At 62.8% G+C, this 25,848-nt stretch carries 25 protein-coding genes and 1 tRNA gene; 14 read left to right on the top strand and 12 right to left on the bottom strand.

The genetic code is table 11. The features are described from left to right. Positions 1-16 precede the first annotated feature (16 nt). The 3 genes from ACTPOI_RS26685 to ACTPOI_RS26675 all read left to right on the top strand — a co-directional run bounded on the left by ACTPOI_RS26685 (position 17) and on the right by ACTPOI_RS26675 (position 3,315). On the top strand, positions 17-1,429 hold the full coding sequence (locus ACTPOI_RS26685; protein ID WP_440114893.1) for an SIR2 family protein: 1,413 nt from the start codon (positions 17-19) through the stop codon (positions 1,427-1,429). 456 nt (positions 1,430-1,885) lie between these two features. Beyond that, positions 1,886-2,830, top strand: coding sequence for a ParA family protein (locus ACTPOI_RS26680; RefSeq protein ID WP_440114890.1), 945 nt, complete (start codon positions 1,886-1,888; stop codon positions 2,828-2,830). Continuing rightward, the gene (locus tag ACTPOI_RS26675; protein ID WP_440114887.1) at positions 2,827-3,315 is read left to right on the top strand and encodes a hypothetical protein; all 489 of its coding nucleotides are present in this window, start codon (positions 2,827-2,829) and stop codon (positions 3,313-3,315) included. Before ACTPOI_RS26680 ends, ACTPOI_RS26675 begins: the two co-directional genes overlap by 4 nt. A 749-nt stretch (positions 3,316-4,064) precedes the next feature. On the opposite strand, the gene ACTPOI_RS26670 is transcribed toward ACTPOI_RS26675, so the two are convergent. Continuing rightward, a complete protein-coding gene (locus tag ACTPOI_RS26670) occupies positions 4,065-4,310 on the bottom strand; it encodes a helix-turn-helix domain-containing protein (protein ID WP_047349820.1) in 246 nt (81 codons plus the stop codon). Positions 4,311-4,359: 49 nt separating this feature from the next. Between ACTPOI_RS26670 and ACTPOI_RS26665 the strand changes: the two genes are divergently transcribed. From ACTPOI_RS26665 to ACTPOI_RS26635, 7 genes are all read left to right on the top strand, one after another. Next, a complete protein-coding gene (locus ACTPOI_RS26665; protein ID WP_440114883.1) occupies positions 4,360-4,929 on the top strand; it encodes a DUF1643 domain-containing protein in 570 nt (189 codons plus the stop codon). Positions 4,930-5,117: 188 nt separating this feature from the next. After that, complete coding sequence (locus ACTPOI_RS26660; protein ID WP_440114880.1) at positions 5,118-5,516, top strand: hypothetical protein; 399 nt, start codon at positions 5,118-5,120, stop codon at positions 5,514-5,516. Then, the gene (locus tag ACTPOI_RS26655; RefSeq protein WP_440114877.1) at positions 5,513-6,847 is read left to right on the top strand and encodes a tyrosine-type recombinase/integrase; all 1,335 of its coding nucleotides are present in this window, start codon (positions 5,513-5,515) and stop codon (positions 6,845-6,847) included. Before ACTPOI_RS26660 ends, ACTPOI_RS26655 begins: the two co-directional genes overlap by 4 nt. Continuing rightward, the gene (locus ACTPOI_RS26650; RefSeq protein ID WP_440114874.1) at positions 6,847-7,767 is read left to right on the top strand and encodes a hypothetical protein; all 921 of its coding nucleotides are present in this window, start codon (positions 6,847-6,849) and stop codon (positions 7,765-7,767) included. The genes ACTPOI_RS26655 and ACTPOI_RS26650 overlap by 1 nt, the downstream gene beginning before the upstream one ends. A gap of 7 nt (positions 7,768-7,774) precedes the next feature. After that, a complete protein-coding gene (locus ACTPOI_RS26645; RefSeq protein WP_440114871.1) occupies positions 7,775-8,071 on the top strand; it encodes a hypothetical protein in 297 nt (98 codons plus the stop codon). A 636-nt stretch (positions 8,072-8,707) separates the two neighbouring features. Next, positions 8,708-9,403 (top strand): hypothetical protein, encoded by a 696-nt coding sequence (locus ACTPOI_RS26640; RefSeq protein WP_440114868.1) that lies wholly within the window; start codon positions 8,708-8,710, stop codon positions 9,401-9,403. A 216-nt stretch (positions 9,404-9,619) separates the two neighbouring features. Next, positions 9,620-10,414 (top strand): hypothetical protein, encoded by a 795-nt coding sequence (locus ACTPOI_RS26635; RefSeq protein ID WP_440114865.1) that lies wholly within the window; start codon positions 9,620-9,622, stop codon positions 10,412-10,414. 127 nt (positions 10,415-10,541) lie between these two features. On the opposite strand, the gene ACTPOI_RS26630 is transcribed toward ACTPOI_RS26635, so the two are convergent. After that, positions 10,542-10,626: transfer RNA gene (locus ACTPOI_RS26630), tRNA-Ser, on the bottom strand. A gap of 73 nt (positions 10,627-10,699) precedes the next feature. Then, complete coding sequence (locus tag ACTPOI_RS26625) at positions 10,700-11,914, bottom strand: alpha-hydroxy acid oxidase (RefSeq protein WP_440114862.1); 1,215 nt, start codon at positions 11,912-11,914, stop codon at positions 10,700-10,702. A 122-nt stretch (positions 11,915-12,036) separates the two neighbouring features. Between ACTPOI_RS26625 and ACTPOI_RS26620 the strand changes: the two genes are divergently transcribed. Beyond that, positions 12,037-12,936 (top strand): LysR family transcriptional regulator, encoded by a 900-nt coding sequence (locus ACTPOI_RS26620; protein WP_440114859.1) that lies wholly within the window; start codon positions 12,037-12,039, stop codon positions 12,934-12,936. 304 nt (positions 12,937-13,240) lie between these two features. Here ACTPOI_RS26620 and serS read toward each other — a convergent pair whose 3' ends face one another. Continuing rightward, a complete protein-coding gene (serS, locus tag ACTPOI_RS26615; RefSeq protein WP_440114856.1) occupies positions 13,241-14,560 on the bottom strand; it encodes a serine--tRNA ligase in 1,320 nt (439 codons plus the stop codon). A gap of 32 nt (positions 14,561-14,592) precedes the next feature. Beyond that, positions 14,593-15,534 carry a threonine/serine dehydratase gene (locus ACTPOI_RS26610; RefSeq protein WP_440114853.1) on the bottom strand — a complete coding sequence of 314 codons (942 nt, stop codon included), beginning with the start codon at positions 15,532-15,534 and terminating at the stop codon, positions 14,593-14,595. Between the two features lie 166 nt (positions 15,535-15,700). On the opposite strand from ACTPOI_RS26610, the gene ACTPOI_RS26605 reads away from it, so the two are divergent. After that, positions 15,701-16,411 carry a CBS domain-containing protein gene (locus ACTPOI_RS26605; RefSeq protein WP_440114850.1) on the top strand — a complete coding sequence of 237 codons (711 nt, stop codon included), beginning with the start codon at positions 15,701-15,703 and terminating at the stop codon, positions 16,409-16,411. A gap of 126 nt (positions 16,412-16,537) precedes the next feature. On the opposite strand, the gene ispH is transcribed toward ACTPOI_RS26605, so the two are convergent. Together ispH and ACTPOI_RS26595 are read right to left on the bottom strand one after the other, a co-directional pair. Further along, a complete protein-coding gene (gene ispH, locus ACTPOI_RS26600) occupies positions 16,538-17,533 on the bottom strand; it encodes a 4-hydroxy-3-methylbut-2-enyl diphosphate reductase (protein WP_440114847.1) in 996 nt (331 codons plus the stop codon). Further along, positions 17,533-17,997, bottom strand: a complete 465-nt coding sequence (locus tag ACTPOI_RS26595; protein ID WP_094291259.1) for an FKBP-type peptidyl-prolyl cis-trans isomerase — start codon at positions 17,995-17,997, stop codon at positions 17,533-17,535. Before ACTPOI_RS26595 ends, ispH begins: the two co-directional genes overlap by 1 nt. 89 nt (positions 17,998-18,086) lie before the next feature. On the opposite strand from ACTPOI_RS26595, the gene radC reads away from it, so the two are divergent. Then, positions 18,087-18,800 (top strand): RadC family protein, encoded by a 714-nt coding sequence (radC, locus tag ACTPOI_RS26590; protein WP_094291260.1) that lies wholly within the window; start codon positions 18,087-18,089, stop codon positions 18,798-18,800. 185 nt (positions 18,801-18,985) lie between these two features. Further along, complete coding sequence (locus tag ACTPOI_RS26585) at positions 18,986-19,732, top strand: Smr/MutS family protein (protein WP_440114936.1); 747 nt, start codon at positions 18,986-18,988, stop codon at positions 19,730-19,732. Positions 19,733-19,829: 97 nt separating this feature from the next. On the opposite strand, the gene ACTPOI_RS26580 is transcribed toward ACTPOI_RS26585, so the two are convergent. The 5 genes from ACTPOI_RS26580 to ACTPOI_RS26560 all read right to left on the bottom strand — a co-directional run bounded on the left by ACTPOI_RS26580 (position 19,830) and on the right by ACTPOI_RS26560 (position 25,802). After that, positions 19,830-21,890, bottom strand: a complete 2,061-nt coding sequence (locus ACTPOI_RS26580) for a bifunctional 2',3'-cyclic-nucleotide 2'-phosphodiesterase/3'-nucleotidase (protein WP_440114842.1) — start codon at positions 21,888-21,890, stop codon at positions 19,830-19,832. A 120-nt stretch (positions 21,891-22,010) separates the two neighbouring features. Continuing rightward, positions 22,011-22,232, bottom strand: coding sequence for a DUF7661 family protein (locus ACTPOI_RS26575; RefSeq protein ID WP_440114839.1), 222 nt, complete (start codon positions 22,230-22,232; stop codon positions 22,011-22,013). After that, a complete protein-coding gene (locus ACTPOI_RS26570) occupies positions 22,229-22,702 on the bottom strand; it encodes a RidA family protein (RefSeq protein ID WP_440114836.1) in 474 nt (157 codons plus the stop codon). The genes ACTPOI_RS26575 and ACTPOI_RS26570 overlap by 4 nt, the downstream gene beginning before the upstream one ends. Positions 22,703-22,775: 73 nt before the next feature. Continuing rightward, complete coding sequence (locus ACTPOI_RS26565; protein WP_094291266.1) at positions 22,776-23,207, bottom strand: group II truncated hemoglobin; 432 nt, start codon at positions 23,205-23,207, stop codon at positions 22,776-22,778. 75 nt (positions 23,208-23,282) lie between these two features. Beyond that, positions 23,283-25,802 (bottom strand): ABC transporter permease, encoded by a 2,520-nt coding sequence (locus tag ACTPOI_RS26560; protein ID WP_440114832.1) that lies wholly within the window; start codon positions 25,800-25,802, stop codon positions 23,283-23,285. Positions 25,803-25,848: the final 46 nt, after the last annotated feature.

Genomic DNA, 25,848 nt, shown 5'->3' with positions numbered 1-25,848 from the left:
GGGACGATCAATGCCGATGGATTACAAGCAGTATCAAGACGAAATTTGCGCAGATGTAGCCGAGGTTCTCAGCAACGCTGAGTGCCAGCCGATTCTTTTCGTTGGGTCCGGATTCACGAAGCGGTATGCCAGTGGCCCAAACTGGGAACAGCTACTGACGAAGCTAGCGCATGAGTGCCCGCTGATTGATAAAGAATTTGCATATTACAAGCAAGCTCATGGCGGTGACCTCAAGCGCATTGGCTCAGCATTTACAGAGTTGTATCGCGAGTGGGCTTGGGGCGCAGGTCGATCATCCTTTCCCCCCGAATATTTTGCGGCAGAAGCTCCTGGCGATATCTTTATCAAGCACAAGATTGCGGAACTTCTGGAAGATCTTGGCCCTGTTGATGGATCGTATGGATCTCCCGAACTTGATGCCGAGATCGAGGCGCTAAAAAACATCAGCGCACACGCGATTATCACAACTAATTATGACGAAGTAATTGAACCGCTTTTTCCGGACTACGAGCGTATTGTTGGTCAGCAGATCATGCGAAAGGGATACCTGTCAATCGGTGAAATTTTCAAGATTCACGGATGCCGCTCAATCCCGCAGTCTATCGTTATTAATGAGGCAGACTACCAAAGATTCGAAGAAGATCAAAAGTACCTAAGTGCAAAACTTCTTATGTACTTCATCGAACACCCGCTAATATTTATAGGTTACCGCGCCGAAGATCCAAACATAAAATCCATACTGTACGACGTTGATCGAATGGTGCGGGCTGAATTTCAATTGGTGCCAAACATATACATTCTGGAGTGGAATGACAAAATAAACGAAACATCGTATCCAGCACGCGACAAAGTTATCTCTGTTGCACCGGATGTAAACATTCGAATCAAGAGCATTAGCGCATCATCATTCGAATGGGTATATAAGGCATTCGGACAAGCGGGCAATCTGGAAAAGATCAATACAAAGCTCTTGCGAGCATTGATGGCGCGCTCGGTAGAGTTAATTCGATCCGATATCCCCAAAAAACACGTTGAAATTGACTTTCAACAACTTGAACACTCTGTAGAGTCTGGCGAGACATTCGCGAAGCTGTTTGGCGTCACTGCGATATCTGATCCTTCACAGGTCAATCTTGACTATAAGTATGCACTCACTGGCGTTGCACAACAGCTAGGCTTCAAGACTTGGCATAAGGCTGACGACCTGATCGCCCTTTTGCGTAACCAAACAGGCTACGACATGAAGGCTACTGACAACAAGTACCACATCGCCATCAAATTGGGGCACGCATCAGATCAGAAAGGCCACCGCTACACAGATGCAGCAGTCGATTTGCTGAGAAAGGTACTCAACGGCGAGGCGTATCAAATCGACAAGGGGACAGTGGACGTGAACACACTCACTGGTGGCGCTGCAGCAGGCAGTTAAACACCGATGCTGTCCTATGCCTGATCGCGGCTGACCCACCACCCCGCCCTCCGCCTCTACGGGGCCGGGCCGGGCGGGGTGGGTGGGGTGGGCAGTCGAAATCCAATTGCATCCCGGGGGAGTAGGTCGCCCAGTCTGCAGTCACACCACGTGAAGAATGCCCCGCCTGCGTATCCCCTGGGTCCACGGCGAGGCCACAGACACCTACCCATGCCCCTCTTAGTGGATGACTGCACGACACGCAGGAGATGCTGCATCTTGACGCCTGCAGCAACGAAGCTCTGACAATCCTCTGGCCTTCAAACCGCGTCGCAAATGCAAAATTGAACTCACCGCGATAGCTCCGACCGCAGGTGTTGACTTGCAGTGTGTGCCAAGTGAGTCATACTTGCAGTGCAGTAGAGTGGCGCATTGAGGGGGACGCGCACGTCGCCTTCCAACACACAAGGGGGACTAATGGCAGTCAAGGTGTCAGTAATCAACTTCAAAGGCGGGGTAGGAAAGTCTACTCTCACATTCCACCTTGCAACTTTGTTGGCGACGAAGTCTAAAGTCTTAGTGGTAGATGTTGATCATCAATCAAGCCTTTCAATCGTAATGATGGGGGGGAATCTTTGGGATAAAGCGACGGCCGACAGGAAGACCTGCAACGTTATCTTTGAGTCGTTTTGCAATCGTAGGGTGTCAATGCCGGGGGATGAAATAATTCACAAAAACGTCCTCCACAGTCGTGATGCTCGGTACAACTTCTACCCGAACTTGGACTTGGTTCCGGCTCAGTTTGAGCTTGATGACACTGAGATTGAAATGGCGTCTACGACTATGGGATCAGCTATGCTTTCCGAGTGGCACAAACGCACTCTGATCGCAGAATGGCTCGATGTAGTCGAAGCGGACGACAAATACGACTACATTATTTTTGACTGCCCGCCTGCAACAAAACTAGTTAGCCAGAATGCGCTCGCTGCTAGCGACTACTTTGTTATACCTGTGATTCCAGATGCAATGTCAAGCCGTGGCGTGACTCATTTCAGATCGCTTGTCACTAACAAGATTGACAAGAAACTCGAGTTCTTGCGGACCGGATCATCGATTGCTGACAAGGATGTTCCGAAAGCCTATATTCCCACAACAAAAATGGCAGCTATCGTTCCGTTCATGGCGAAAACTGCCGGTAATGCAGCATCGGGATTAACAAATATCCACACTGAGCAGCTTTCCGCTCTAAGGCGTAAGTGGGGGGACGACATGATCAAGCCAGTCGTAACCCATATGACTGGCGTGGCCGAAGCTATTGATGCGGGATGGCCGGTGTGGAACGCATATGCGACACCGAACATAAAGAAAGTTATACCTATGATGACCAAAGCATGCGTTGCAGTTCAGGAAAGACTAATTTGAACAATGAGAGAGGCGCCAAGGGGCTCCAAACGACCTTTACCGACGTAGTGGTGTTATTGGAAAAGAATCTTCGCTACGTCGAAGCGTTGGGGATTGATGAAGTCACTTTGCAGGCTTACCGCAAAGTCGTCTCGCATCTTCGCGCCCGATCCCCCGATGAAATTGAGAGGATCATCGGCGGGAGAACTGCGCTTAAGAAACCTTCGAAAGTTAGCGATCCAGAATTGACAGTAGGTCAAATTGCGAAGCTAAGTAGTGAGCAGGTTAATCACTACCTTGCTGCAGAGACTGTTTCGCGAGTATTTCTAGAGCGCATCGCTACTTCTCGCTTTGGAATGACAAGAGGGGCCTTATCTACACTGCGTAGCAGAGACTCTTTAATAGAAAAACTGCACACTTTGTTGAAGCATGAAAGCACTCACGAGGTGATATCGCGTGCTGCACTTGGCAAGCAGGAGAACGACTCCATCGCGTCCGAAGACTGATAGACAAGTGCGATTTGTTGTAAGGGATGAAAGGAACGTATTTCTTTTCAGCCTGAGAATATGAGGCGATGCGCACGTAATCCCATCGACTGCCGCCAGCCGAACTCCAGAATGCGGGTCCGAGCGCATCCCAATCTCCACCGCCCAACTCCCCCCGCCCGCTCCCCCTGAAAGGGGGGGCGGGGGGGAGTCGGGCTGGGGTGAAAGCTACTGGGCAGCGCGCAGACGGATCAACCCGGGATGGGAATCCCCGGGCGAATGACGGCCACAGATAACAAGACGTCAAACTGATGACAGAGCAGGCGAGCCCCTACCACGCGATGGTGCCGAAACCGCACGGAGTGGTACCAAAGAGCTGCAGGAAGAACCTAGCCGCTACCCCCACAGTCACAGGCCCCACGAAACACGCCTAAGCACCCCTCTGACCTCAGGGAGCCCAGGGGCAGCAGACCAGCGTGACGGCTCGTGCCGAGCCTCCCGGAAGCCACATCCCGCCACCCATACCCGCCCCCGCCCGCCCGTCCCCTACGGGGACGGCGGGGCGGGCGGGGGCTGGGGTATAGGGGAAGTGGACGCGCGGACCGGTGACCCAACGGCCTCAAATCAGGTCGGGTAGATCATGAAACGCTCCCGCCCGAAACTCGGGGCTACCGGGCGGGGCGCCGGGTAAGGCAGGAGGCGAAACAGACTCGCTCGACCTCGGAGATAGCGCATACGGCCCTCTCCGCTGAAGCACCTCGTCCAAACACTCAAGTCGGCGGCTCTCTCAATAACCTATCGAGAGCCAATCCCGGCCGAACACCGCACGTCACACACCACCGCGCAAAGATCAGCACATCCACGTAGTTTTCCCCACGCTCCAGCTTGGAAACGTAGGACTGGCCCACGCCCAGTTGCTCCGCAATCGCGGTCTGAGTCAGATTGGCCTTGACGCGCATAGCGCGCAACGATTCCCTTACCGCTTCGTAATCAGCATGGTAAAGGGACGTGGACATCCCCAAATCGTCTAGTCACATTCAGAATAGTCGTAATACGACTAAATAGATGTACGATTTATTTGGCATCACAGACCACGCTGTCACGGGTGCCATGGAACACACGCACCTGAAAGGCACTATGTACGAGATCTATCACTCCGAACACGACGACCAATGGCGCTACACCCTGGGCACCATAGGCAAGCGCCCACTGATCACCATCGGAGTCAACCCCAGCACGGCCACCCAGGAGAAGCTGGACAACACGGTCACCAAGGTGGAGAAGGTCGCGCAGCAATGCGGATTCGATAGTTTCATCATGCTGAACCTCTACCCGGTGCGGGCCACCGATCCCCAAGACCTGCCGTCCAAGCCTGCGCCCATGGCCTGCGAGCGCAATCTGGAAGAAATCGAGAAGATCATCGCTCAGTACCCCACTCCCACCATCTGGGCAGCCTGGGGCGAACTGGTAATGAACCGTCCGTACCTCTACCGCACCCGGGACGAGCTATTCCAACGGCTGGCGAAATACAACCCTCAGTGGCGCCGATTCGGTGAGCTGACGGCCAATGGTCATCCGCGCCACCCGCGTGGCCTGAGCTATAGCTGGACCCTGGAACCCTACGAACTGGCCTGAACAAATGGCGGGTAAGGCTACCCGCTGATCTCCCCTCCATGCTCCCCATCGCGGGGAAGTCTCCGTGTCTCGCGTCGCAAGAAAACTCGCCCCCTGTCTCGTCCCTCAAGACAGCGCGCCCGCTCCGGACACCCCCTCTCCGCCTCTGAAAAAAGCTATTGAAAATCAATGACATAGGAGTCATTGATATGAAATTGATAGCAACAAGCCCAATAAAATTGGGGAGAGGAGAGCATCGCCTTGCCCCATGCGGGTTCCGGGACGATGAAATCGAAATTTCCTATAAGCCCTCCAAATTCTCCAGAGTGGCGGTCAAGGAGGAAATTCGATTGACTGCACCGAACCCGCCTGCACCTCTGCAGGTCGTCTATCTCCACCAGCGCGACGCCGGGATGATCGCCCGCTACCGCGCATGGACTGACTGGCTATCCGAGGGCCGAACTCGCGCCGTCGAGAGTGAGCTGATCGCCATGGATGGGGGTGACCCTGCCCAGGCCCTATCTCGTGCCTCGGTGTGCGACTGGCAGGTACTGATCTATGAGCCCCCTGGCTATCCGGGTCCTGCGTCAGCGGAGGTGCAGCCATGATGCCCCGCGAACCTCGCAAGGAGCTGGGCGCGGCGCAGGTGGCAGCCCTCTGGCGCCGTGGCACCAACCATGTCGGCGGTGTGCGCGGCCTGATCCTCAACGTCACGATGTACGGCTCGCGCAGCTGGGTATTGCGCTATCAGGTGGCAGGCAAACGGCGCGATCTTGGCCTGGGCTCGTATCCGTCCGTCACGCTGGCCGAAGCGCGGGAGGCGGCTCGGGCTGCCCGTGCCAAATTAGCGCAGGGTATCGACCCTATCGAGGATGCACGCAGAGCGCGGGCCCGTCTGGTCGCTGAAATCCACACCAGCATGACATTCGGTGAAGCGGCCAAGCGCTACATCGCCTCGCATGAGAAGGGCTGGAAGAACGCCAAACACGCGCAGCAGTGGCAACGGTCGCTGGATATGTATGCCACCCCTGTGCTGGGCAAGATGCCTGTGCGGGATATATCGCTGGCAATGGTGCTCAAGGTGCTGGAGCCGATCTGGTCCAGCAAGACGGAGACGGCTACCCGCCTGCGCGGTCGCATCGAATCCATCATCGACTGGGCCATTGCACGGGGCTACCGTACCGACTCCAACCCTGCACGCTGGAAGGGGCTGCTGGACAAGCTGTTGCCTGCGCCGGGCAAGGTGACCAAGACCACGCATTTTCAGGCGCTGCCCTATGCGCAGTTGCCAGTATTCATGGAGCAGCTGGTGGGTCAGGAGGGCATGGGGGCCAAGGCTCTGCTATTGGCAATCCTAACGGCAGCCCGCTCCGGAGAAGTTCGCGGCGCTACCTGGGAGGAAATCGATCTGGCTGCGCGGGTGTGGACGATCCCCCCTGAACGCATGAAGGCCAGCAAGGCCCATCGGGTCCCCCTGTCGGATGCGGCCATTGCACTACTGCAAGAAATGAAAGCGCTCGCTCTCGCAGCGGGACGCACCTCGGGCAAAGCGTATGTATTCCCGAGCCCCAACAGCCGTGACCCTGAACTGGGTAGCCAACTCTCGGACATGACGCTCACGGCGGTACTCCGTCGCCTGAAGCTGGAGGCAGTGCCCCATGGGTTCCGCTCTACGTTCCGCGACTGGTGTGCGGAGCAGACCGACTACCCGAACGAGGTCGCAGAAATGGCACTGGCCCATACGGTGGGCAACAAGGTGGAGGCTGCGTATCGGCGTGGTGACCTCCTCGCTAAACGGCAGCAGCTCATGCAGGACTGGGCGAATTACGCCCTCGGTCGCAGTGCAGGAAACATGACCGACGGTCATAGCTCTGACCCACTCGCATCAACACGGGTCAACACACCCGATCAGCACAACAACACAGAGGGAGCAACGTAATGAAGAACTATCTCGCCACCAAATGGAAATCTCTCAGGGCATGGTCATCGGTCACATGGGCGCAGGGGCGCATCGGCAAGGCGAAGGTAGTGCTGGCGTGGTACGGGCTGGCTGTCGCAGTCATGGCCCCGGTCGCACTGCTCATACCGGACGTAGAACTGGAACTGCGCCCTGCCATGACAGAGCCTGCCCTGCTGTGCCGTGAGCAGCAATCACTCGATGAAATCGTCGGTGCCAAGGATGTGACCAACCAAGCTCTCCTGGAGAAATTCCGCAATCAACCGGACATGCAAAGACGCATCATCACCAGCGACACCTACATGCAGCGAGATGCAGCGGCATGGAGATCGGAGGCCATGCGCAAGATCGCACGCGGGCAATGCCGTGAGGTGACGCATGGTGATCCCGTAACAGCGGACTGGATGGAATGGCAATCATCGAAGGATGCAGATCACCTCAAGCCCAAGCGCATGCGGATCAGTTACCAAGGGCAGGCCTACTGGGCATATGCGGGGCAATGGCAGAAGGTCACTGGCAAAACCGTGGCAGCCGAGGATCGCGCGCCACTCATGATCTCTCGCAAGTCACCAGACGGGCGTGATCGCTCGCTGCCGCCAGTGGTGGATGAAACCCAGGCCCAGACCGGCATCAAACGGCGTCCTGTCCCGCCATTCGCTCGCACCGAATCCTATGCACAGGTGCGAGTGGTGCTCATGCGTGATGGCTGGCAGCCTGTGATCTCCAAAGAGGCAGATCAATGTATGGAGGGTGACAGCCGATGCGAGGGTCATCCGGAAATGCAGACCTGCAGTGGGTCAGGGCTTGCCATGTGTAGATTCCGCTGGCAACGTGATGGGCATCAACTGACCATCTGCACCGCTGGCGAGGAGCAGGCCATGTTCCACAGCGTCTGCGAATGAGGGCCCCATGACCATCAACAACATAGCGAGAAAATACCTCCTCGTGCCACTCTGCATGATCACAGGGGCCTGGATGGGGGAGGCCATGGCGGGCACCTCGGAGTGCTACGCGATCAAGGATGCGGACAAGCGGGCGTACTGTCTGGCGCAGGTCAAGCGGGACTCTGGAAGTTGCTACCGCATCAAGGATGGTGACAACCGCAACCAGTGTCTGGCAGAAATCAAGGGATCACGGGATCGCTGCTATGCCATCAAAGACCAGGACAGCCGCAAGGCGTGTCTCGCTCGGGCAATTTCACGTTGACGGAACCGCCTGCAGTAGTTGCAATAGTGCCAGGGCAGGATGTGGGATCGTGCTCATCAAACTCGATGGTAGGCGCGAAGGACAAGCATGCATCCAACACTCGGCCACGCTCTCCGCTCCATAGTATTCCTCGCTATCTGCATGGTGGGCTCTGGTGCGAATGCAGGCCCACTCTATAAGTGCGAAGTCAACGGGAAGACCGAGTATCAAGATCGACCCTGTGTTGCGGCCAACCAGAAAGTGGCCTGCATCCAGGGTGATAACCAGGAAATCCAGTATGCGGACAAGTTGTCCGAGCCGTGCAAGCCTACGCAGGCAGAGTCGTACTCATCGGGCTATGGTGGTAGCAGCTATGCGTACAGGGGCTCAACGGGGTATGGAGGTGGCTCCTCATCCACTGCAGGAACCGACGTGACTGTGCGCGGATACACAAGATCCAACGGCACCTACGTACAAGGGCATACGCGGAGCGCACCAGGTCGTGGACGAGGTAAATGACTGCGTGGGGGCGCATCGAGTAGTCGGTGTCGCGCAGTAGTCACCCAGGGTCAATTGCAGAGCCCGGCTGGGTGGGGCTGGAAAATGTCCATTTCGCCCCTGAAATAACAGGTGCCAACAACAAAGGGCGCAAGAGCTATGAAGAAATTTGTTCGGTGGCTGAGGGAGATCGGCCGTTGGGTAAAAAGGGTCCCTATCAGCAATTCCTATTGGTGGGCAATTGCATTGGTAGTCATATCCATCGTTGTTGTTGGCTCGCTTGGCTGGACTGAGAAATCATTTCGTCTGGCTGGCATGTGCTTGCAGCTAGGCGGTGTACTCACGGTGGTATGGGGCATCCTGAAAACACGGGCTGAATTTGGGCAGCCGACCGTCCGCTCGCAGTTCAAGGCATGGATAAAGGTATTCCCTCCACTCAATCCTCCTGCGATAACGGCCACTATGAACATAGTCTTGCCGGGGTTGTCTGCCCAGGGGTATGGCTACTCCACTCACGGACCCTCGGCTGACCAGAGTATCGAAGGTCGCGTGGGTCACCTGGAAGGCATCGTCAAGAAGTTGGAAGATGCGCAGGGTAGGACATACATAACGGTCCTGCAGGCCGAAAGCAAAGCGCAAGAAGCCCTGAACGCACAGGCACGCCAGTTGACAGGGCAAATTGATGCCGTATCAAAGAAGATCGAATCCACCGCGACTGGCGGAGTCCATGTGTCAGCTGTTGGCGTAGTTTTACTGTTCGTCGGGACGATCTTCGGTGGGGCTGCACCAGAACTACAGCAGTGGCTGACCAATAGACCGTCGGCTATACAACAACCCCTGCACCACGATAGATAAATCGCCGGGAAAAACCTATGGCTGGCGGAAATCAAACGATCACGAGATCGCTGCTGCACCATCAAAGACTAGGACAGTCAAAAGGAGAGCCTCTCAAGGGGCCAATAACTCCCTCCTCCAAATTGGTGGACGGAACCAAGCTCAGAGCGTACTGAGGCTGCGAGAAAAGGCGTGGTCACGGGTACGATAGGTCTACCCGAGCTATTCGCGCCTGCCATGCCAGAACTGCAAGACCGCCCGCTAGGAACATCCCCAGAGCACAAGGTGCTGCAGGCCATGCATCTGACCGGCTCTCGACTGGTCGGAGATCGTTTTCTCGCCAGCTATCTCACCGACTGTCTGCACATGGTGGGAGGCCTGGGACCGGTCCACAAAGTCTTGCTGGCGGATGCGGGACTGAAGAGAGGCGCAGCTCCTGAGACGATCACAAGACTCGTCGCTCAAGCGGAAGACAACATGCGCTGGGTATCTGAAATGCAAGCGGAGGACTATCACCGCGTCAATGTGCTCGCATTCCTGAGTCTCTGGTCCGCATACGAGAGCGGCACTGAGAACATCATCGCGGCGGCACTGGAGACGATCAACTCCGCCGCAACAGCTGCTGCCGACAAATTTGCTCGCGGAACATATGACATGGCAGCTTGGCCATGGTCAGATGAGAAATGTCTAGAAATGGCTCAAAAACTTGACCAGAAAGCGAAACAAAAAACTCCCGACGGTGGATGGGATGTTGCCGCTAGGTTGACGACGCTATTCGGTTGGCTCGGAGCCGACGTAGCGATACCGCCCCATGCATCAAACACTCTGAATGAGGCATCTATGGTGCGCAACGTGCTCCTCCACAGATACGGTCGGCTGGGCCCCCGCGATATTGAGCGAGCGCCGCACCTAGCCGTAAATGCAAACAACGCTGTGCAGATCACCCGCGAAAGACTGGGTCAGTACTCGCAGGCCGTAAACGAGACGCACATTGCCGTCATGGAAGGTGTGTACGCGGCAGGCTGGAAATGAAAAAGCCTCAGCTAACTGCTAGACAGCAAGGCCCCGTGTCTCAGCGAACTCACCGCTGCGATAGATAGAGCGGAAGGTAGAAATGCAAAACGGGCCACTCGGGCCCGTCTGATATGAATACTTGCAGTGGAGGGTGGGATTCGAACCCACGGTAGTGTTGCCACTACGCCTGATTTCGAGTCAGGTACATTCGACCACTCTGCCACCTCTCCTGTGAGTCGAAGCTGCGATTATAGCAAGGTTTTCCGGCGCTCAGACGGGCGGCTCCCGCATGTTCCGTCTGCCTCAGCCGTGTCGGCGAACGATGTGCCCAGGCCCCAGGTCAGTGCAAGCTGTGGCACCCAGCATGGCGAGGTTGCGGTCCACCTCGTCGCGTAGCAGCCCGATGGCGTGCTGCACCCCGGCCTCCCCAGCCACAGCGGCCGCGTAGTTGAAAGGGCGCCCCACCAGCACCATGCGTGCGCCCAGTGCAATGGCCTTGAGCACGTCAGAGCCACGCCGGAAGCCCCCATCGATGAGCACCGGGAAAGCAGGCCCCACCGCCGCCACCACGGCCTCCAGCACGCGCATGGCGGACACGGCGCCGTCGAGCTGGCGACCTCCGTGGTTGGACAGCACCACCCCGTCGGCCCCCAGGTTCCGGGCCTGCAATGCGTCGTCCACACTGAGCAGGCCTTTGACAACCAACGGCCCCTTCCAGCGGCGACGGATGGCCTCCAGGTGGTTCCAGCTGAGGTGGTCGCGCGCGGAGAAGTCGCGCAGCACTGAAGACGACACAATGGGCGCGCCCCGCGTGGCAAACGAGTTCTCGAAGTGCGGCATGCCATGGTGCAGCAGCGTGCGCAAAAAGGTGCCAGCCACCCAGCGTGGCCGCACCAGGCCGTCCCACGTCAGGCGCAAGCCGGGCCTGAGCGGGGTTGAAAAACCCGTGCGGATGTTGTTCTCGCGGTTGGCCGAGATGGGGATGTCCACCGTGACCACCAGCGTGCGAAAACCTGCGCGCTCCACGCGGTCGATGAGCGCATCAATGCGCGCCTGGTCGCCGGGCAGATAGGCCTGGAACCAGGTGCCCGGGCTCGCGCGCGCCACGTCTTCCATCGGGATCAGCGAAGTGCCACTCATGACCGACACGATGCCTGCGCGCTGCGCCGCACGCGCCAGCACCAGATCGCCCCGGTAGGTGGACAACGCATTGATGCCCATGGGTGCAATGCCGAAGGGGCTGTTGTAGCGCTCGCCAAACAGCTCCACGGCCTGCGAGCGCTGCGAGACGTCGCGCAGCACACGCGTGGTGAAGGCGTACTCGCCAAACACCTCGCGGTTGTCGCGCAGCGAGGCATTGTCCTCGGCCGCGCCTGCGATGTAGCCAAAAATGGGCCGGGGCAGCCGCCTGCGCGCGGCGTCCTCAAAGTCGTGCAGCGACAACATGCGGCGCAGCACAGCCGGGGGGCGCGGCAGTGGCGTTGCCGCAGGAGGCAAGGGATCAGTGGCGGTGGTCATGGTGTGGACATCGGTACAAGCGTTCAGAACGCGTTCATGCGAGTCCCCACTCTAGGCAGCATTCGATGCGCATAAAAGCGAAATATCTAGAATGAAATTGTTCGCTTTTTCGACCAAAGACCATGCCAAGCCCTTCCATCAAGCAGCTCGAAGCCTTCTGGTGGGCCGCCACCTGCGCCAACTTCACCACCGCTGCAGACCGCGTGCATGTGTCGGTGTCGTCGCTGTCCAAGCGCATCGCCGAGCTGGAGTCGGTGCTGGGCCAGCCACTGTTCGACCGCAGCGGCCACCGTGCCGTGCTCACCGAAGCGGGCGAGCGCCTGCTGCCTGCAGCGCTTGATGTGCTTCAGGCCATGGCGGCGCTGGGCCAGGCGGTGGATGCACGCGCGGCACTGACCGGCCGGTGCCGTTTTGGTGTGGGCGATCTCTCGGCGCTCACCTGGCTGCCCGCGTTTGTGGCTGCGGCCCGGCAAGCCCATCCCCGCCTGGTGCTGGAGCCCCTGGTGGATGTGGGCAGCGTGCTGGAACGCCGCCTGGACGATGGTGAGCTGGACTTTGCCGTGATCGCCGGACGCTCATCCCGCAGCAGCCTGCTGTCGCAGCCCATAGGCGCAGCCCACTTCACCTGGGCGGCCGCACCAGGCCTGCCCGGCGCGGGCCGGATGGGCGCAGGGGCCTTGCTGCAGCGCCATGCCCTGGTGACCCTCCCCCCCGGCGCGGGCACCACGCGGCTGCTGGACGACTGGCTGCTGGCGCACCGCGTCACAGCGCCTGAGCGCATCCTGTGCAACAGCTGGGGGGCCGTGGCGGGAATGCTGCGCGCGGGTGTGGGTGTGGGTTTTTTGCCGGCTGGCTGGGTCCACACCCTAGGCCTGCGTGCCGTGGGTGGGCGCACGCCGCTGGCGCCCCTGCACTACGCATACCAATGGCGGCGGGGCGATACGCGGGCGCTGGTGGCGGCGATGTTGCGCCTGGCCCAGGCACAGGTGGATTTTTCAGCCCCGCCTGCCCTGGCGGCCTGAGCCCCTGCACAAGGCTTTACTCGTTCTCATGGCACCCATACGCGTCACGCGTGCATGAACGGGAAGTGAAAAACACAACGGGCCACAAGGGCCCGCTGTAGGAGTCGATGAATCAGACAAGCCCGAGCGGACCTGCCGGGCTGTCTCACGCGGCCTCAGGCCTGCAGCACAGTCTGGCCGCCCAGGTAGGGGCGCAGCACCTCGGGCACCACCACACTGCCGTCGGCCTGCTGGTAGTTGTAGTTCCGGCACGCTTCGCTTCACTTTCGCGCTGCGAAAGTGAGCCTACACAGAAACTATCCGCTCAGGTCGGAGCAAGCTCCGACACTCCGCCCATGTATGGGCGGAGAACGGACGGAACCTCGACGGTTCCGTCCGCACGCTGATAGTTTTCCAACACCGCCACCAGCGTGCGGCCCACGGCCAGGCCAGAGCCGTTCAGGGTGTGCAGCAACTCGTTCTTGCCTTGCGCGTTCTTGAAGCGGGCCTGAAGGCGGCGGGCCTGGAAGGCTTCGCAGTTGCTCACCGAGCTGATCTCGCGGTAGGTGTTCTGCGCGGGCAGCCACACTTCCAGGTCGTAGGTCTTGGCGGCACCAAAACCCATGTCGCCGGTGCACAGGCTCATCACGCGGTAGGGCAGGCCCAGCTTCTGCAGCACGGCTTCGGCGTGGCGCGTCATTTCCTCCAGCGCTTCGTAGCTCTTGTCGGGGTGCACGATCTGAACCATCTCGACCTTGTCGAACTGGTGCTGGCGGATCATGCCGCGCGTATCCCGGCCGTAGCTGCCCGCTTCGGAGCGGAAGCACGGCGTATGGGCCGTTAGCTTGATGGGCAGGTCGGACTCGGCCACCACCACATCGCGCACAAAGTTGGTCAGCGGCACTTCGCTGGTGGGGATGAGGTAGAGCGCTGCGTTGTCGGGCACGGGCTCGCCGTCCTGGCCGCCCTTCTTGGCAGCGAAGAGGTCGCCCTCGAACTTGGGCAACTGGCCTGTGCCCTTGAGCGAGTCGGCATTGACGGCGTAAGGCACGTAGCACTCGGTGTAACCGTGCTCTTGCGTCTGCACGTCCAGCATGAACTGGCTGAGCGCGCGATGCAGGCGGGCGATGGAGCCCTTCATCACGGTGAAGCGCGAGCCCGAGAGCTTCACGCCCATGTCGAAATCGAGCCCCAGTGGGGTACCCACATCGACATGGTCCTTCACTTCGAAATCGAACTTCGCAGGCGTGCCCCAGCGGCGCACTTCCACATTGCCTGCTTCGTCGCTGCCCACTGGCACGGATTCGTGCGGCAGGTTGGGCACGGCCACCAGCATGGCCAGCAGCTCGGACTGGATCTGTTCCAGGCGGGCGGCGGATTGTTCCAGCTCCACCTTGCCTGCGGCCACCTGGGCCTTGACGGCTTCGGCGCCGTCCTTGTCACCCCGGCTCATCAGCATGCCGACCTGCTTGGACAGCTGGTTGCGCTGGGCCTGCAGCTCTTCGGTGCGGGTCTGCAGCGTCTTGCGCTCGGACTCCAGGGCCTGGAAAGCGGACACATCCAGGAAGGCCTGGGGCTTTTTGCGGGTTTCCAGCCGCGCGATGGCGGTGTCGAGGTCTTTGCGGAGGAGAAGAATGTCAAGCATTGCAGGATTTTAAAGGGGTGGTCGGCCTGGGCTCAGGCGAGGCTGGCCGGGTCGAAGTTGGCGCCGCAAAGAATCAGGGCCACGGTCTCTTGGGGCTGCGGTTTGTACGCGCCGGTCTGCAGCGCGGCAAGGCCTAGCGCGGCAGCGGGCTCCACGGCCAGTTTCAGCTCCTTCCACAGCCAAAGCTGGGCAGCGCGGATGGCGTCGTCGGGCAGCAGCAGCGCGTCGTGCACATGGCGCTGGCTGACCTCCCAGCCAATGGCGCCGATGCGGCGCGCGCCGAGGGAATCAGCGGCCACGCCACCCACGTCCACATCCACCGGCTGGCCCGCAGCGCGCGCGGCGTGCAGGGTGGGCGCGCGTTCGGGCTCCAGCGCGACCACATGGGCGCGGCTTTCCACCCAAGCGGCCACGCCGCCGATGAGGCCGCCGCCGCCCACGCTGACCAGCACCGTGTCGGGCAGACGGCCGCCCTGCTCTTCCAGCTCCAGCGCCAGGGTGCCCGCGCCCGCCACCACTTCGGGCTGGTCGTAGGCATGGGCCTGCAAGGCGCCGGTGGTCTTCTGGCGGGCCACACAGGCTTCAAAGGCTTCGGAATAAGCAGCGCCGGTGACGACCACCTCTGCCCCCAGGGCGCGCAGGCGGGCACGTTTGGCTTCGGGCGAGACCTCGGGCACAAACACCTCGCAGCGCACGCCCAGGGCCTGGGCAGCCGCCGCCACGGCAATGCCGGCGTTGCCGCCCGAGGCGATGATCACGCCGCTCTCGGGCACCGGGTTGGCCAGCAGCCGGTAGAGCATGCCCCGCGCCTTGAAGCTGCCGCCCACCTGCAGGTGCTCCAGCTTGAGCCAGACCTCGGCACAGTCCACACCCAACGACTTGCCGAACAGGCGCATCAGCGGCGTGGTGCGCAAAAAGTCGGGCTGGGTGGCCAGTTGGCGGCGGGCAGCGGCAATGGCGGCGCGGTCGATCATGCAGGGGCTCCGGATGGCAGGTGGTGTCAAAAGAAGGGGCAGTGTAGGGGTTGCCCGCAACATGCAGACACAAGACTGACTGCACGCGCGCCCCACAACTGCCGATAACATGGACAGAGCAGCCCCCACCAACGCCCGTTGCGGGCCTGCCTGCAGGAGGAAAGACATGTTCTTTGTGTTCGGCCCGTCGGGCCAGATGTACCGGGGCGGCCCGGAGAACCTGGCCCAGATCTCGTCGGTGCGGCGCGTGCAGCGGCCCCAGGCACTGCGCACCCGGGCGCTGGACCTGCCGGGGGAGCCCGTGCCCGTCTTCCCCGCCCCGCCCCACGCGGCCACGGCAGAAGCCGCCCCCCCTGTGGTCAACCTGCGCCTGCAGGACGCCGTGAGCGCCTACTCGCAAACCGAACAAGGCCCCCAGCATGCCCGCCAGCCGCTGACCCGGGTGAGCGACGTGATGACCCGAGGCGCGCTCAGCGTGCAGCCGGATGCCCGTGTGAACGACGCCTGGCAGACCCTGGCCGAGCACAAGGTGGCCCAGGCACCCGTGGTGGATGCATTGGGCCGCGTGATCGGCCTGCTGGTGCGCGCCGACATGGCGCCGCTGGACCTGCTGCCCGAACCCGGCGCCGTGAAGCAGGCCATTGACCTGGCCCGCCGCCCGGTGGCGGAGGTGATGGTGAGCCCCGTGCCCACGGTCTCGGCCGACACCGAGCTGCGCCGCGTGGCCGCCGTGTTGCTGGACACCGGCCTGCCGGGCCTGCCGGTGACGGACGAGGCCGGGGTGTTGTCGGGCTTTATCTCGCGCACCGACATCCTGCGCGCCGTGGCGGCCGACCCGCCGCTGGACCTGTGGAGCGGACCTGCCGTGCCGCTGTGACGAAAAATTTGAATAAAAATGGCCGCTACCGCGCGATGGTCAAGCGATTAAAGCTATCAATTCAGGAGCAAAAAAGGGCGCCTATGAGCGCCCTTCTTCTCGACTGAACCGCCCCACCGTCAGTGCTCAGTGTGCAGACGGCCCCGTCTCGGGCGTGCGCTCGCGGATCTCCAGTCCCGTGGCCGCATCGATCTTGAGCCCCTTGGGCAGCGGGAACTTGATGGTCTCCTCGATGCCCGCCATGCTGCGCACAGACACCGCGCCCAGCGCCTTGATGCGGTCGATGACCTGCTGCACCAGGATTTCTGGCGCGGAGGCGCCCGCCGTGAGCCCCACGCGCGAGCGGCCTTTGAACCAATCGCCCTGCAGCTCGTCGGCACTGTCCACCATGTAGGCGGTGGTGCCCAGCTTGGCCGCCAACTCGCGCAGGCGGTTGCTGTTGGAGCTGGTGGGGCTGCCCACCACGATCACCACGTCCACCTGCGGGCTCAGCACCTTGACGGCGTCCTGGCGGTTTTGTGTGGCGTAGCAGATGTCCTGCTGCTTGGGCTCGCGCACGTTCGGAAAGCGCGCCCGCACGGCAGCCGAGATTTCAGCCGCGTCGTCCACACTCAGCGTGGTCTGCGTGACCACGGCCAGCTTCTCGGTCTGAGCGGGCTGCACACGGGCCACGTCTTCCACGTCTTCCACCAGGTGGATGCCGTGGTCGAGCTGGCCCATGGTGCCCTCGACCTCGGGGTGGCCCTTGTGGCCGATCATGATGAATTCGTAGCCTTCTTTGGCGAGCTTGGCCACTTCGACGTGCACCTTGGTCACCAGCGGGCAGGTGGCGTCAAAAATGCTGAAGCCACGCGCCTCGGCCTCTTGCTGCACCGCCTTGCTCACGCCGTGGGCGCTGAAGACCAGCGTGGCGCCCGGCGGCACGTCCGACAGCTCTTCGATGAAGATCGCGCCCTTGGCCTTGAGGTCGTTCACCACGTAAGTGTTGTGCACGATTTCGTGGCGCACATAGATGGGGGCGCCAAATTTCTGGATGGCGCGCTCCACGATCTCGATGGCGCGGTCCACACCGGCGCAAAAGCCGCGCGGCTCGGCCAGCAGGATTTCTTGCGGCGCCTGCATCACAGGATCCCGATCAGTTGCACTTCAAAGGTCACGGGCTGACCCGCCAGCGGGTGGTTGAAGTCGAACAGCACCGCGCCGTCTTCACGCACCTGCATCACGGCCCCCGCGTAGCTGCCCTGGCCGTCGGGCGTGGGGAACTGCACCACATCGCCCACGTTGTACTTTTCGTCGGGGTCGCCCAGCTCGTTCATCAGCTTGCGGGCCACCCACTGCTGCATGTCGGGGTTGCGTTCGCCAAAGGCCTCGCCCGCAGGCAGCTCGAACGTGGTGCGCGTGCCTTCGGCCAGGCCCAGCAGGCGCTGCTCCACGGCGGGCGACAGCTCGCCCGTGCCCAGCGACAGGGTGGCGGGTTTGTCGGCAAAGGTGTTGATCACATCGCCTGCAGGGCCCGCCAGACGGTAGTGCAAAGTGAGGAAAGAGCCCGGCTGGACGGTGGGCAAAGCAGCAGCGGTAGAGGTCATGACAGTCTCGATAAACTCCTGCGATTGTAGAAAACCGGGCAAAGCCCTACCGCCACCACCGCCGCTGGCGCGTCCCACCCCCTCGTTCCATGGCCCTCAAAGACCTGCCCGCCGACGCCCAGCCCCGCGAAAAACTGCTGGCGCGCGGCCCTGCCGCCCTGGCCGATGCCGAGCTGCTGGCCATCCTGCTGCGCACCGGCATCGTGGGCAAGGGCGTGCTGCAGATGGCGCAGGAGCTGCTGGACCCGCCCGGCATCGACCCGGACACCGGCGCCATCACCGGCGGCTTTGGCGGCATTGCCGGGCTGCTGCACACCAGCGCGGCCGACCTGGAACGCATCAAGGGCCTGGGCCCCGCCAAACGCGCCGAGCTGGTGGCCGTGCTGGAGCTGGCCCGCCGCGCCCTGGCCCAGCAGCTGCGCGAGCGCGAGGTGTTCGACTCGCCCGACACCGTCAAGCACTACCTGCAACTGCACCTGGCGGCCAAGGGGCACGAGGTGTTTGCGGTGCTGTTCCTCGATGCGCAAAACCGCCTGCTGGCGCTGGAGGAACTGTTTCGCGGCACGCTCACGCAAACCAGCGTGTACCCGCGCGAAGTGGTGCTGCGCGCCCTGCACCACCAGGCCGCCGCCGTGGTGCTGGCCCACAACCACCCGAGCGGCAACGTGCAACCCAGCCGCGCTGACGAGGCCCTGACCCAGACCCTGAAGACCACCCTGGCCCTGGTGGACGTGCGCGTGCTCGACCATGTGATCGTGGCGCCAGGCCAGGCGCTGTCGATGGCGGAAAAGGGCCTGGTGTGACCGCCCCTGCGCCCGCGCCGCCCCACCCGCCCACGGCGCTGCAAGCCGCGCTGGCAAGCGCTGCGCGCACGGCGGCGGGCAGCCATGCCGCAGCCGCAGAGCCAGCGCCCGCACCGGCCCCCACCGCCCCCCGATCTACCCGGCGCGCAGGCCTGGCGGAGAAAAAAGCGGCGGCCAAGGCCACCATGCGCCCGCTGCGCCAGGCCCCCGCTGCGCCCACAGCCGCAGAGAGCCCCACACCACCCCGCCGCCGCGCCCCCCCGGCCCCGCGACGGGCAGGCGAACGCATCACCCAGCTGCAGGACCTGGCCACCGTGGCCCGCCGCCTGCGCGAAGAACAGGAACGCCGCGAGGCCGAAAACAAGGCCCGGCGCGAAGCAGCCGCCCGGGCCGAGGCCGAGCGCCACCTCTTCAGCCGCAGCGTGGGCCCCGTCACCCCGCTGCGCAACCCCAACCTGGCGCGCCTGCGCCGCCACCAGCCACCACCGCTGCCGGTGCAGCACTGGCTGGACGAAGAACGGGTGCTGATGGAGTCCATCAGCGACGACTTCGACGTGAGCACCCTGCTCGACACTGACGACCAACTGAGCTTTCGCCGCCCCGGCATCGGCGTGGAGATCACCCGGCGCCTGCGTGCGGGCCATTGGAGCATCCAGCGCCAGCTCGACCTGCACGGCCTGCGCGTGGACGAGGCGCGCGAGGCGCTGGGTGACTTCATCCGCCAGGCCCACAAGGCGGGGCTGCGCTGCGTGCGCGTGGTGCACGGCAAGGGTCTGGGCTCACCCGGCAAAAGCCCCGTACTCAAGGGCCGCGTGCAGCGCTGGCTGGTGCAAAAAAGCGAGGTGCTGGCCTTTGTGCAGGCCCGGCCTATGGATGGTGGCGCAGGCGCGCTGGTGGTGCTGCTGCAGCCGGTGCTGCACAGAAACACATAAAAAAAGCTGCTACCGCCCGTCCATCAAGCGCTAGCAGCTATAAAAAGAGAAGCAACCCACTCCCATCCGGGGTGGCGCTGCTCTCTGCAGGCACTGCCTATTTGGACAGATCCACGGCGTACTTCGACACTCCCTTGCCCGATCCGTCATCGGCCGCCAGCAGCGTCACGTTCGCCAGCCCTGCGGCCTGCGCCACGGCCAGGGCATTGGCGCCCGAGCTGAACACCACCGGGCCCGCCACCGTGGCCTTGGCAAAGCGCCAGCTCTTGGCCGCACCGTGGGCCGCGCGGGTCACCGCCGGGTTCTTGCGGATGTAGTCGATCACCACGTCGCGGTTGGCATCCGGCGAGGCCCAGATGGTGCCGGAGCCGTCGAGCTTGTCGATGAAGCTCTTGCCGCTGGTGGCGCGGTAGTTGTTGGTGGCGATCACGAACTCCTGCGCCACATCGATGGGCTTGCCCAGATAGCTCAGCTTTTTGATGCGGCTGCCCACGGGCTGTGTCACGTCGATCTCGTACTGCACATCGGCCGTGGTGAACATGTCGAAGTTGTAGCCGGGGAAGCTGCTGATGAGCTGCTGCTCAGTGGTCTTGGCGGGGTCGATCTGGTTGAAGCGCTTGGCGGCGGCTTCGAGCCAGTTCTTGATGTCACCGCCGTTCACCTTCACCGCATACACCGTGTTGGGGTACAGGTACAGGTCGGCCGCGTTGTTGATGGCCAGCGGGCCCACGGCCACGTCGGTGTAGTCGGCGCCGCCCTGAAAGCCGCTCTTGAACGGCGCACTCACCGACAGCACGGGCAACGCAGCGTACTGCGGCAGGCTGGCCTTGATGTAAGCCGCCACGTAGGCCTGCTGGGCCTGGTTCACGATCTGGATCGCGCCGGGGTCACCCACGTCGGCAAACAGCGTGCTCATGCGGAAGTCGGTCTGGCCGATGGGGGTCTTCACATACTGGATGGCCGCCTGGTGCTGTGGCTCGATCAGCGGTGCCACGGCTGGGTCTGCATCCACATACACGTTCGCACCCGCAGCGTTCTTGCTCTGGATGTTGCGCAGCTCGCTCTTGCTGGCGGACTTGTTGACCGCCCATTTCACGCCGTCCCACTGCAGCGCCAGTTGCACCACACCCAGCGACTTGCCCCAGGAGCTGGCCATGACCGCAGGCACGCCATTCACGGTGCCCGCCTTGTGGTCCACGCCGGGCAGGTTGAAGCCGGGCGTGGCCGCCGTGTCGGGAAACACGCCGTGCTGGTGGCCCATCACCATCGCGTCGATGCCAGCCACTTTCGAGAGGTGCAGGCCGGGGTTCTCCATGGTGGGCGAATACGCCGCGCCATCCAGCCCGCCATGCAGCAGCGCCACCACAATGTCGGCGCCCTTGGCGCGCAGCTCGGGCACATATTTCGTCGCGGCCTCCACCGCGCCTTCGGTGCTCACCTTGCCTTCCAGGTAGCGCTTGTCCCAGTTCATGATGCCCGGCGTGGTGAAGCCGATCACGCCGATCTTGATGGGCAGCTTCACCTCCTTGCCATCCGTGCCCTTGGCCACCAGCGTGCGTTCGAGCACCGTGTAGGGCTGCACCAGCGGCTTCTTGGTCTTGTTGCTGATGACGTTGGCCAGCACCATCGGAAAGCCCGCACCCGCGCATTTCTTGCTCGCGTCCACGCCATCCACCTCCAGGCCGCCACCCAGCACCTGATTGAGGAACGGCAGGCCGTAGTTGAACTCGTGGTTGCCCAGCGTGCCGGCGTCAAAGCCCAGCGCGCCCATGGCCTTGTACATCGAGAGCTGCTGCGTGCAGGGGATGGGGCTGATGGTGGCCTCGTAGTCCGCCAGCGCGGTGCCCTGGATGGTGTCGCCGTTGTCCACCAGCAGCGTGTTGGCAAACTCCTTGCGCGCTGCGCGCACCAGCGTGGCGGTGCGCTCGAAGCCATAGCTCTTGTCTTCGGCGAGCTTGAAATAGTCGTAGCTGCGCACGTTGAAGTGCAGGTCGGTGGTCTCCAGCACGGCCAGCGTGGCCGTGGCACCGGCGTTGGTGTTGTCGCTGCCACTGCCACAGGCGGCCAGCGAGGCCGCCAGCGCCACCAGGCCCAGTGTGGCCACGCGGCGTGAAACATGCGAAGGAGAAATCAGAGAACCCTGTGTGCGTTCAGACATGAACAATCCCAGTTGGAAACAAGGGACCGAGTGTCTGGGCCGGGTTTGACAGCGGTGTGACGTGGAAAGCTGGCCGCAACACCCGCGCCGCATGCGACGGTCAGCGGGCCTTGCAGTGGCTCAATCGATGCGGTGCACGTCGCCGTTGTGCGGCGAAGCGCTTTCGTGGAACAGGTCTTCGAGGAACTGCGCCAGTTCATGCTCTTCGACGAAGTCGGGGATCACGAAGCCCGCGGGTGTCCGCTTGCCATCGGCGCCCACGCGGTAGGCCTGCCACAGCGCACCTTCACGCCGCACTTCGACGATGCGGCCGAACACATTGAAGCGGGGGTGCATGCTCATGGCACCGCCGAGGCGATCAGGTCCACTTCCACCGTCGCGTTCTTGGGCAGCTGCAACACGCCCACCGAGGTGCGCGTGTGCGCCCCGGCGTCGCCTAGCACAGCGAACAAGACTTCAGACGCGCCATCGGCCACCTCGCTCTGCTGCGTAAACGTGGGCGCCGACTGCACATACACCGTGATGCGCAGGATGGACTGCACCGCATCGAGCGAGCCCAGCGCACGCTGCAGCAGCGCCAGCGCCCGCATCGCACACACCTTGGCGGCTTTTTGCGCATCGGCCAGCGAGGCCCCGGCACCGGCCGCGCCCGTCACGACCACCGTGTCACCCACGCGCGGGATCTGCCCGCTCAGGTAGACGTGGTGACCATCGCGCACCAGCGGCACATAGTTGCCGCCGATCTTGATCTCGCCATCGAAGCAGTAGCCCAAGGCCTGGGCCTGTTCCTCAAAACGCGCGTCGCGGGACATAAAAAACACTCCTCTTTTCACCACAAGCAGCGCACACCGTTGGGGGTGTGCACCAGCAAAACCAACGCGGTCGTCAGACGCCTTTGTTGCGCATCCAGTCCGCCGTGCCCATGAAGCTCTCCTTCAGGCGCGTGCGCAGCTCGGCGGGAACACCCGTTTCGCCCATGGCCTGGTCCATGCAGGCCACCCACTGGTCGCGCTCCTTGATACCGATGGAAAACGGCATGTGGCGCATGCGCAGGCGCGGGTGGCCAAAGCGGCTCTGGTAGTGGTCGGGCCCGCCCAGCCAGCCGCAGAGGAACCAGAACAGCTTTTGCCGAGCACTGGCCAGGTCGCTGCCATGGGCGGCGCGCAGTTCGGCGTAGGCGGGCTCCAGGTCCATGAGGTCATAGAACCGCTCGACCAGCGCATGCACGCGGTCTTCGCCGCCGATCCATTCGAAGGGCGTGGTGGGTGGGGCGGCAGGGGACGAGGCTTCTGGGGTGCTCGATGCTTCAGAATTCATAACAAAACAGGCCTTTGCGCTTGTCCATCATACCCTTATAGCTATATTTTTAATAGCAAACAAAACAACCACCACCTACTCGGCCGCGCGTCGCAGGGTGTCCACCACGGGGCGCAGCAGCACCTCGCGCAGGCCCCACCAGCCGGCCGCCAGCGCCAGCACGGCGCCAGCCAGGGCACCCGCCAGCGGCACCCAGGGGGCGGCCGTCCAGGTGAAGTCGAACACATAGCGCGCCAGCGCCCAGCCCACACCCACCGCCACCGCGCTGGCCAGAAAGCCCGCCAGCAGGCCCACGCCCACCAGCTCGGCGCGCTGCACCTGGCGCAGCAGGCTGGCGCGGGCGCCCACGGCGCGCATGATGGCGTACTCGCGGGCGCGCTCCTCGCGTGTGGCGGTGACGGCAGCAAACAGCACCACCAGGCCTGCTGCAAGCGTGAAGGCGAACAGGAACTCCACCGCGCGGATCACCTGTTCCAGCACGCGCTGCACCTGGGCAATGGTGGCGCCCATGTCCACGTTGGTGATGTTGGGGAATTGGCGCACCAGGCCGTTGTCAAAGCCGTGGGTCTCGGGGGCACGGTAAGCCGCCAGGTAGGTCACGGGCACATCCTTGACCTCGGCCACCGGGTACATCACGAAGAAGTTGGCCCGCATGGAGCCCCAGTCCACCTTGCGCAGGCTGGTGATGCGCGCCTCGTTCTGCACACCGCCCATGTCGAACAGCAGGCGGTCGCCCATCTTCAGGCCCAGGGTTTCGGCAATGCCTTCTTCAACACTGATGGCGCCCTCTTCGCCGGGCGTCCACTGGCCCGCCACCACCTGGTTGTGCGGCGGCGCCTCGACGGAGTTGGAGAGGTTGAATTCACGGTCTACCAGGCGCTTGGCGCGGTCGTCGGTGTAGTCGGCCGGACCCACGGGCTTGCCGTTCACGGCCAGCAGGCGGCCCCGGATCATGGGGTACCAGTCGTAGCGCGCTACGCCGTTGTCCTTGAGCGTCTGCTGGAACGCATCCGCCTGGTCAGGCATCACGTTGATGACAAAACGGTTGGGCGCATCGGGCGGCGTGGCCTGGCGCCAGCTGCTGATGAGGTCGGTGCGCAGCAGCACCAGCAGCACCAGCGCCAGCAGGCCCACGGCCAGGCTGCTGACCTGCACCACGGCATAGGCCGGGCGCGCCGAGATCTGCCGCGTGGCCAGCACCAGCCAGCGGGGCGCGGTGCTTTCATTCACGCTGCGCCGCAGCAGCTTGACCGCCACCCACGACAGCCCCGCAAACAGGGCCACGGCCCCGGCGAAACCGCCCACGGCAATCAGGCCCAGCTTGATGTCGCTGCTCACGGCCAGCAGCAGCGCGGCAAACCCGGCCACGCCAATGCCCAGCACCGCCAGCGATGCAGGCTTGAGCCCGCCCACGTCACGCCGGATCACGCGCAGCGGCGGCACCTGGGCCAGTTGCAGCACAGGCGGCAGGCCAAACGCAAACAGCAGTGTGAGCCCCATGCCCAGGCCAAAGGCCACGGGCCACAGGCTGGATGCGGGCAAGGCCGACTCCACCAGCCCCGCGAGCAACAGCACAAAGGCGTGGTGCACCGCATAGCCCAGCAGCACGCCTAAAGCGCTGGCAAACAGGCCCACCAGCGCAAATTCGGTGGTGTAGGCACCGGCAATGGTGCGCTGGCTCTGGCCCAGCACGCGCAGCATGGCCGACGCATCGAGGTGGTCGGCCGCAAAACCCCGCGCGGCCAGCGCCACGGCCACGGCCGAGAGGAGCGCGGCCAGCAGGGCTACGAGGCTCAGAAATTTCTGGGCACGGTCCAGCGTCTGGCGCATTTCGGGGCGGCCGCTTTCGAGCGATTCGACGCGCACGCCGTGCACCTCGGGCTTCTTGGCCTCGGCCACCGCCCATTCGTTGAAGGCTTTGACGGCAGGCGCGGGGCCCACCACGGCAAAACGGTAGGTCAGGCGGCTGGCGGGCTGCACCAGGCCGGTGGCAGGCAAGTCGCGCTCGTTCAGCATCACGCGCGGCGCAAAACTCATGAAGCCCGCGCCCCGGTCGGGCTCGATGACGATGATGCGCGCAATGCGCAACTGCGCATCACCCAGCAGCAGCTTGTCGCCCATGGCGAGGTTGAGCGATTCGAGCAGCGGGGCATCGACCCACACCTCGCCCGGCGCAGGGATGTCACGCGTGGGCTGCTCCAGCGCGCCGGGGGCATCGGCCACCGTGAGGCGGCCGCGCAGCGGGTAGCCGGGCTGCACGCTCTTGAGCGCCACGAGCTTGCTGGCGCCGCCTTGGGCGTCGCTCGCGCGGCCCATGGTTGGAAAGCCCAGCGTGGTCACCGATTGCAATCCAAGTGCCTTGGCGCGCTCCACAAAGGCGGCAGGGGTGGGGTTGTCGCTGGCCACCACGGCATCGCCACCCAGCAGCTGCAAGGCATCGCGCTGCAGCCCGCCTTGCAGGCGATCGGCAAAAAACCCCACGGAGGTGAGTGCGGCCACCGCCAGCGTGACCGCCACGATCAGCAGGCGCAATTCGCCCGCGCACAGGTCCCGGGCCAGGGTGCGCCAGCCAAGGCGCAGAAATGACAGGTTCATGGCATGGGACCTTAGCGCAAAGCGAACGGGCTGGCGGGCCGTGGGG

The organism is Acidovorax sp. BL-A-41-H1 (assembly GCF_051942715.1).
Note: the sequence above shows the minus strand (reverse complement) of the source record. Positions and strands in the feature narration are given on the sequence as shown.

Bases quoted from the DNA above. Each gene is read 5' to 3' on its own strand.
- ACTPOI_RS26660 (WP_440114880.1), top strand. From the start codon at position 5,118: ATGAAATTGATAGCAACAAGCCCAATAAAATTGGGGAGAGGAGAGCAT.
- ACTPOI_RS26620 (WP_440114859.1), top strand. From the start codon at position 12,037: ATGCCAAGCCCTTCCATCAAGCAGCTCGAAGCCTTCTGGTGGGCCGCC.
- ACTPOI_RS26645 (WP_440114871.1), top strand. From the start codon at position 7,775: ATGACCATCAACAACATAGCGAGAAAATACCTCCTCGTGCCACTCTGC.
- ACTPOI_RS26665 (WP_440114883.1), top strand. From the start codon at position 4,360: ATGTACGATTTATTTGGCATCACAGACCACGCTGTCACGGGTGCCATG.
- ACTPOI_RS26595 (WP_094291259.1), bottom strand. From the start codon at position 17,997: ATGACCTCTACCGCTGCTGCTTTGCCCACCGTCCAGCCGGGCTCTTTC.
- ACTPOI_RS26570 (WP_440114836.1), bottom strand. From the start codon at position 22,702: ATGTCCCGCGACGCGCGTTTTGAGGAACAGGCCCAGGCCTTGGGCTAC.
- ACTPOI_RS26680 (WP_440114890.1), top strand. From the start codon at position 1,886: ATGGCAGTCAAGGTGTCAGTAATCAACTTCAAAGGCGGGGTAGGAAAG.
- ACTPOI_RS26575 (WP_440114839.1), bottom strand. From the start codon at position 22,232: ATGAGCATGCACCCCCGCTTCAATGTGTTCGGCCGCATCGTCGAAGTG.
- ACTPOI_RS26610 (WP_440114853.1), bottom strand. From the start codon at position 15,534: ATGATCGACCGCGCCGCCATTGCCGCTGCCCGCCGCCAACTGGCCACC.
- ACTPOI_RS26580 (WP_440114842.1), bottom strand. From the start codon at position 21,890: ATGTCTGAACGCACACAGGGTTCTCTGATTTCTCCTTCGCATGTTTCA.
- ACTPOI_RS26655 (WP_440114877.1), top strand. From the start codon at position 5,513: ATGATGCCCCGCGAACCTCGCAAGGAGCTGGGCGCGGCGCAGGTGGCA.
- ACTPOI_RS26685 (WP_440114893.1), top strand. From the start codon at position 17: ATGGATTACAAGCAGTATCAAGACGAAATTTGCGCAGATGTAGCCGAG.
- radC (WP_094291260.1), top strand. From the start codon at position 18,087: ATGGCCCTCAAAGACCTGCCCGCCGACGCCCAGCCCCGCGAAAAACTG.
- ispH (WP_440114847.1), bottom strand. From the start codon at position 17,533: ATGCAGGCGCCGCAAGAAATCCTGCTGGCCGAGCCGCGCGGCTTTTGC.
- ACTPOI_RS26635 (WP_440114865.1), top strand. From the start codon at position 9,620: ATGCCAGAACTGCAAGACCGCCCGCTAGGAACATCCCCAGAGCACAAG.
- serS (WP_440114856.1), bottom strand. From the start codon at position 14,560: ATGCTTGACATTCTTCTCCTCCGCAAAGACCTCGACACCGCCATCGCG.
- ACTPOI_RS26625 (WP_440114862.1), bottom strand. From the start codon at position 11,914: ATGACCACCGCCACTGATCCCTTGCCTCCTGCGGCAACGCCACTGCCG.
- ACTPOI_RS26640 (WP_440114868.1), top strand. From the start codon at position 8,708: ATGAAGAAATTTGTTCGGTGGCTGAGGGAGATCGGCCGTTGGGTAAAA.
- ACTPOI_RS26585 (WP_440114936.1), top strand. From the start codon at position 18,986: ATGCGCCCGCTGCGCCAGGCCCCCGCTGCGCCCACAGCCGCAGAGAGC.
- ACTPOI_RS26605 (WP_440114850.1), top strand. From the start codon at position 15,701: ATGTTCTTTGTGTTCGGCCCGTCGGGCCAGATGTACCGGGGCGGCCCG.
- ACTPOI_RS26565 (WP_094291266.1), bottom strand. From the start codon at position 23,207: ATGAATTCTGAAGCATCGAGCACCCCAGAAGCCTCGTCCCCTGCCGCC.
- ACTPOI_RS26560 (WP_440114832.1), bottom strand. From the start codon at position 25,802: ATGAACCTGTCATTTCTGCGCCTTGGCTGGCGCACCCTGGCCCGGGAC.
- ACTPOI_RS26670 (WP_047349820.1), bottom strand. From the start codon at position 4,310: ATGTCCACGTCCCTTTACCATGCTGATTACGAAGCGGTAAGGGAATCG.
- ACTPOI_RS26650 (WP_440114874.1), top strand. From the start codon at position 6,847: ATGAAGAACTATCTCGCCACCAAATGGAAATCTCTCAGGGCATGGTCA.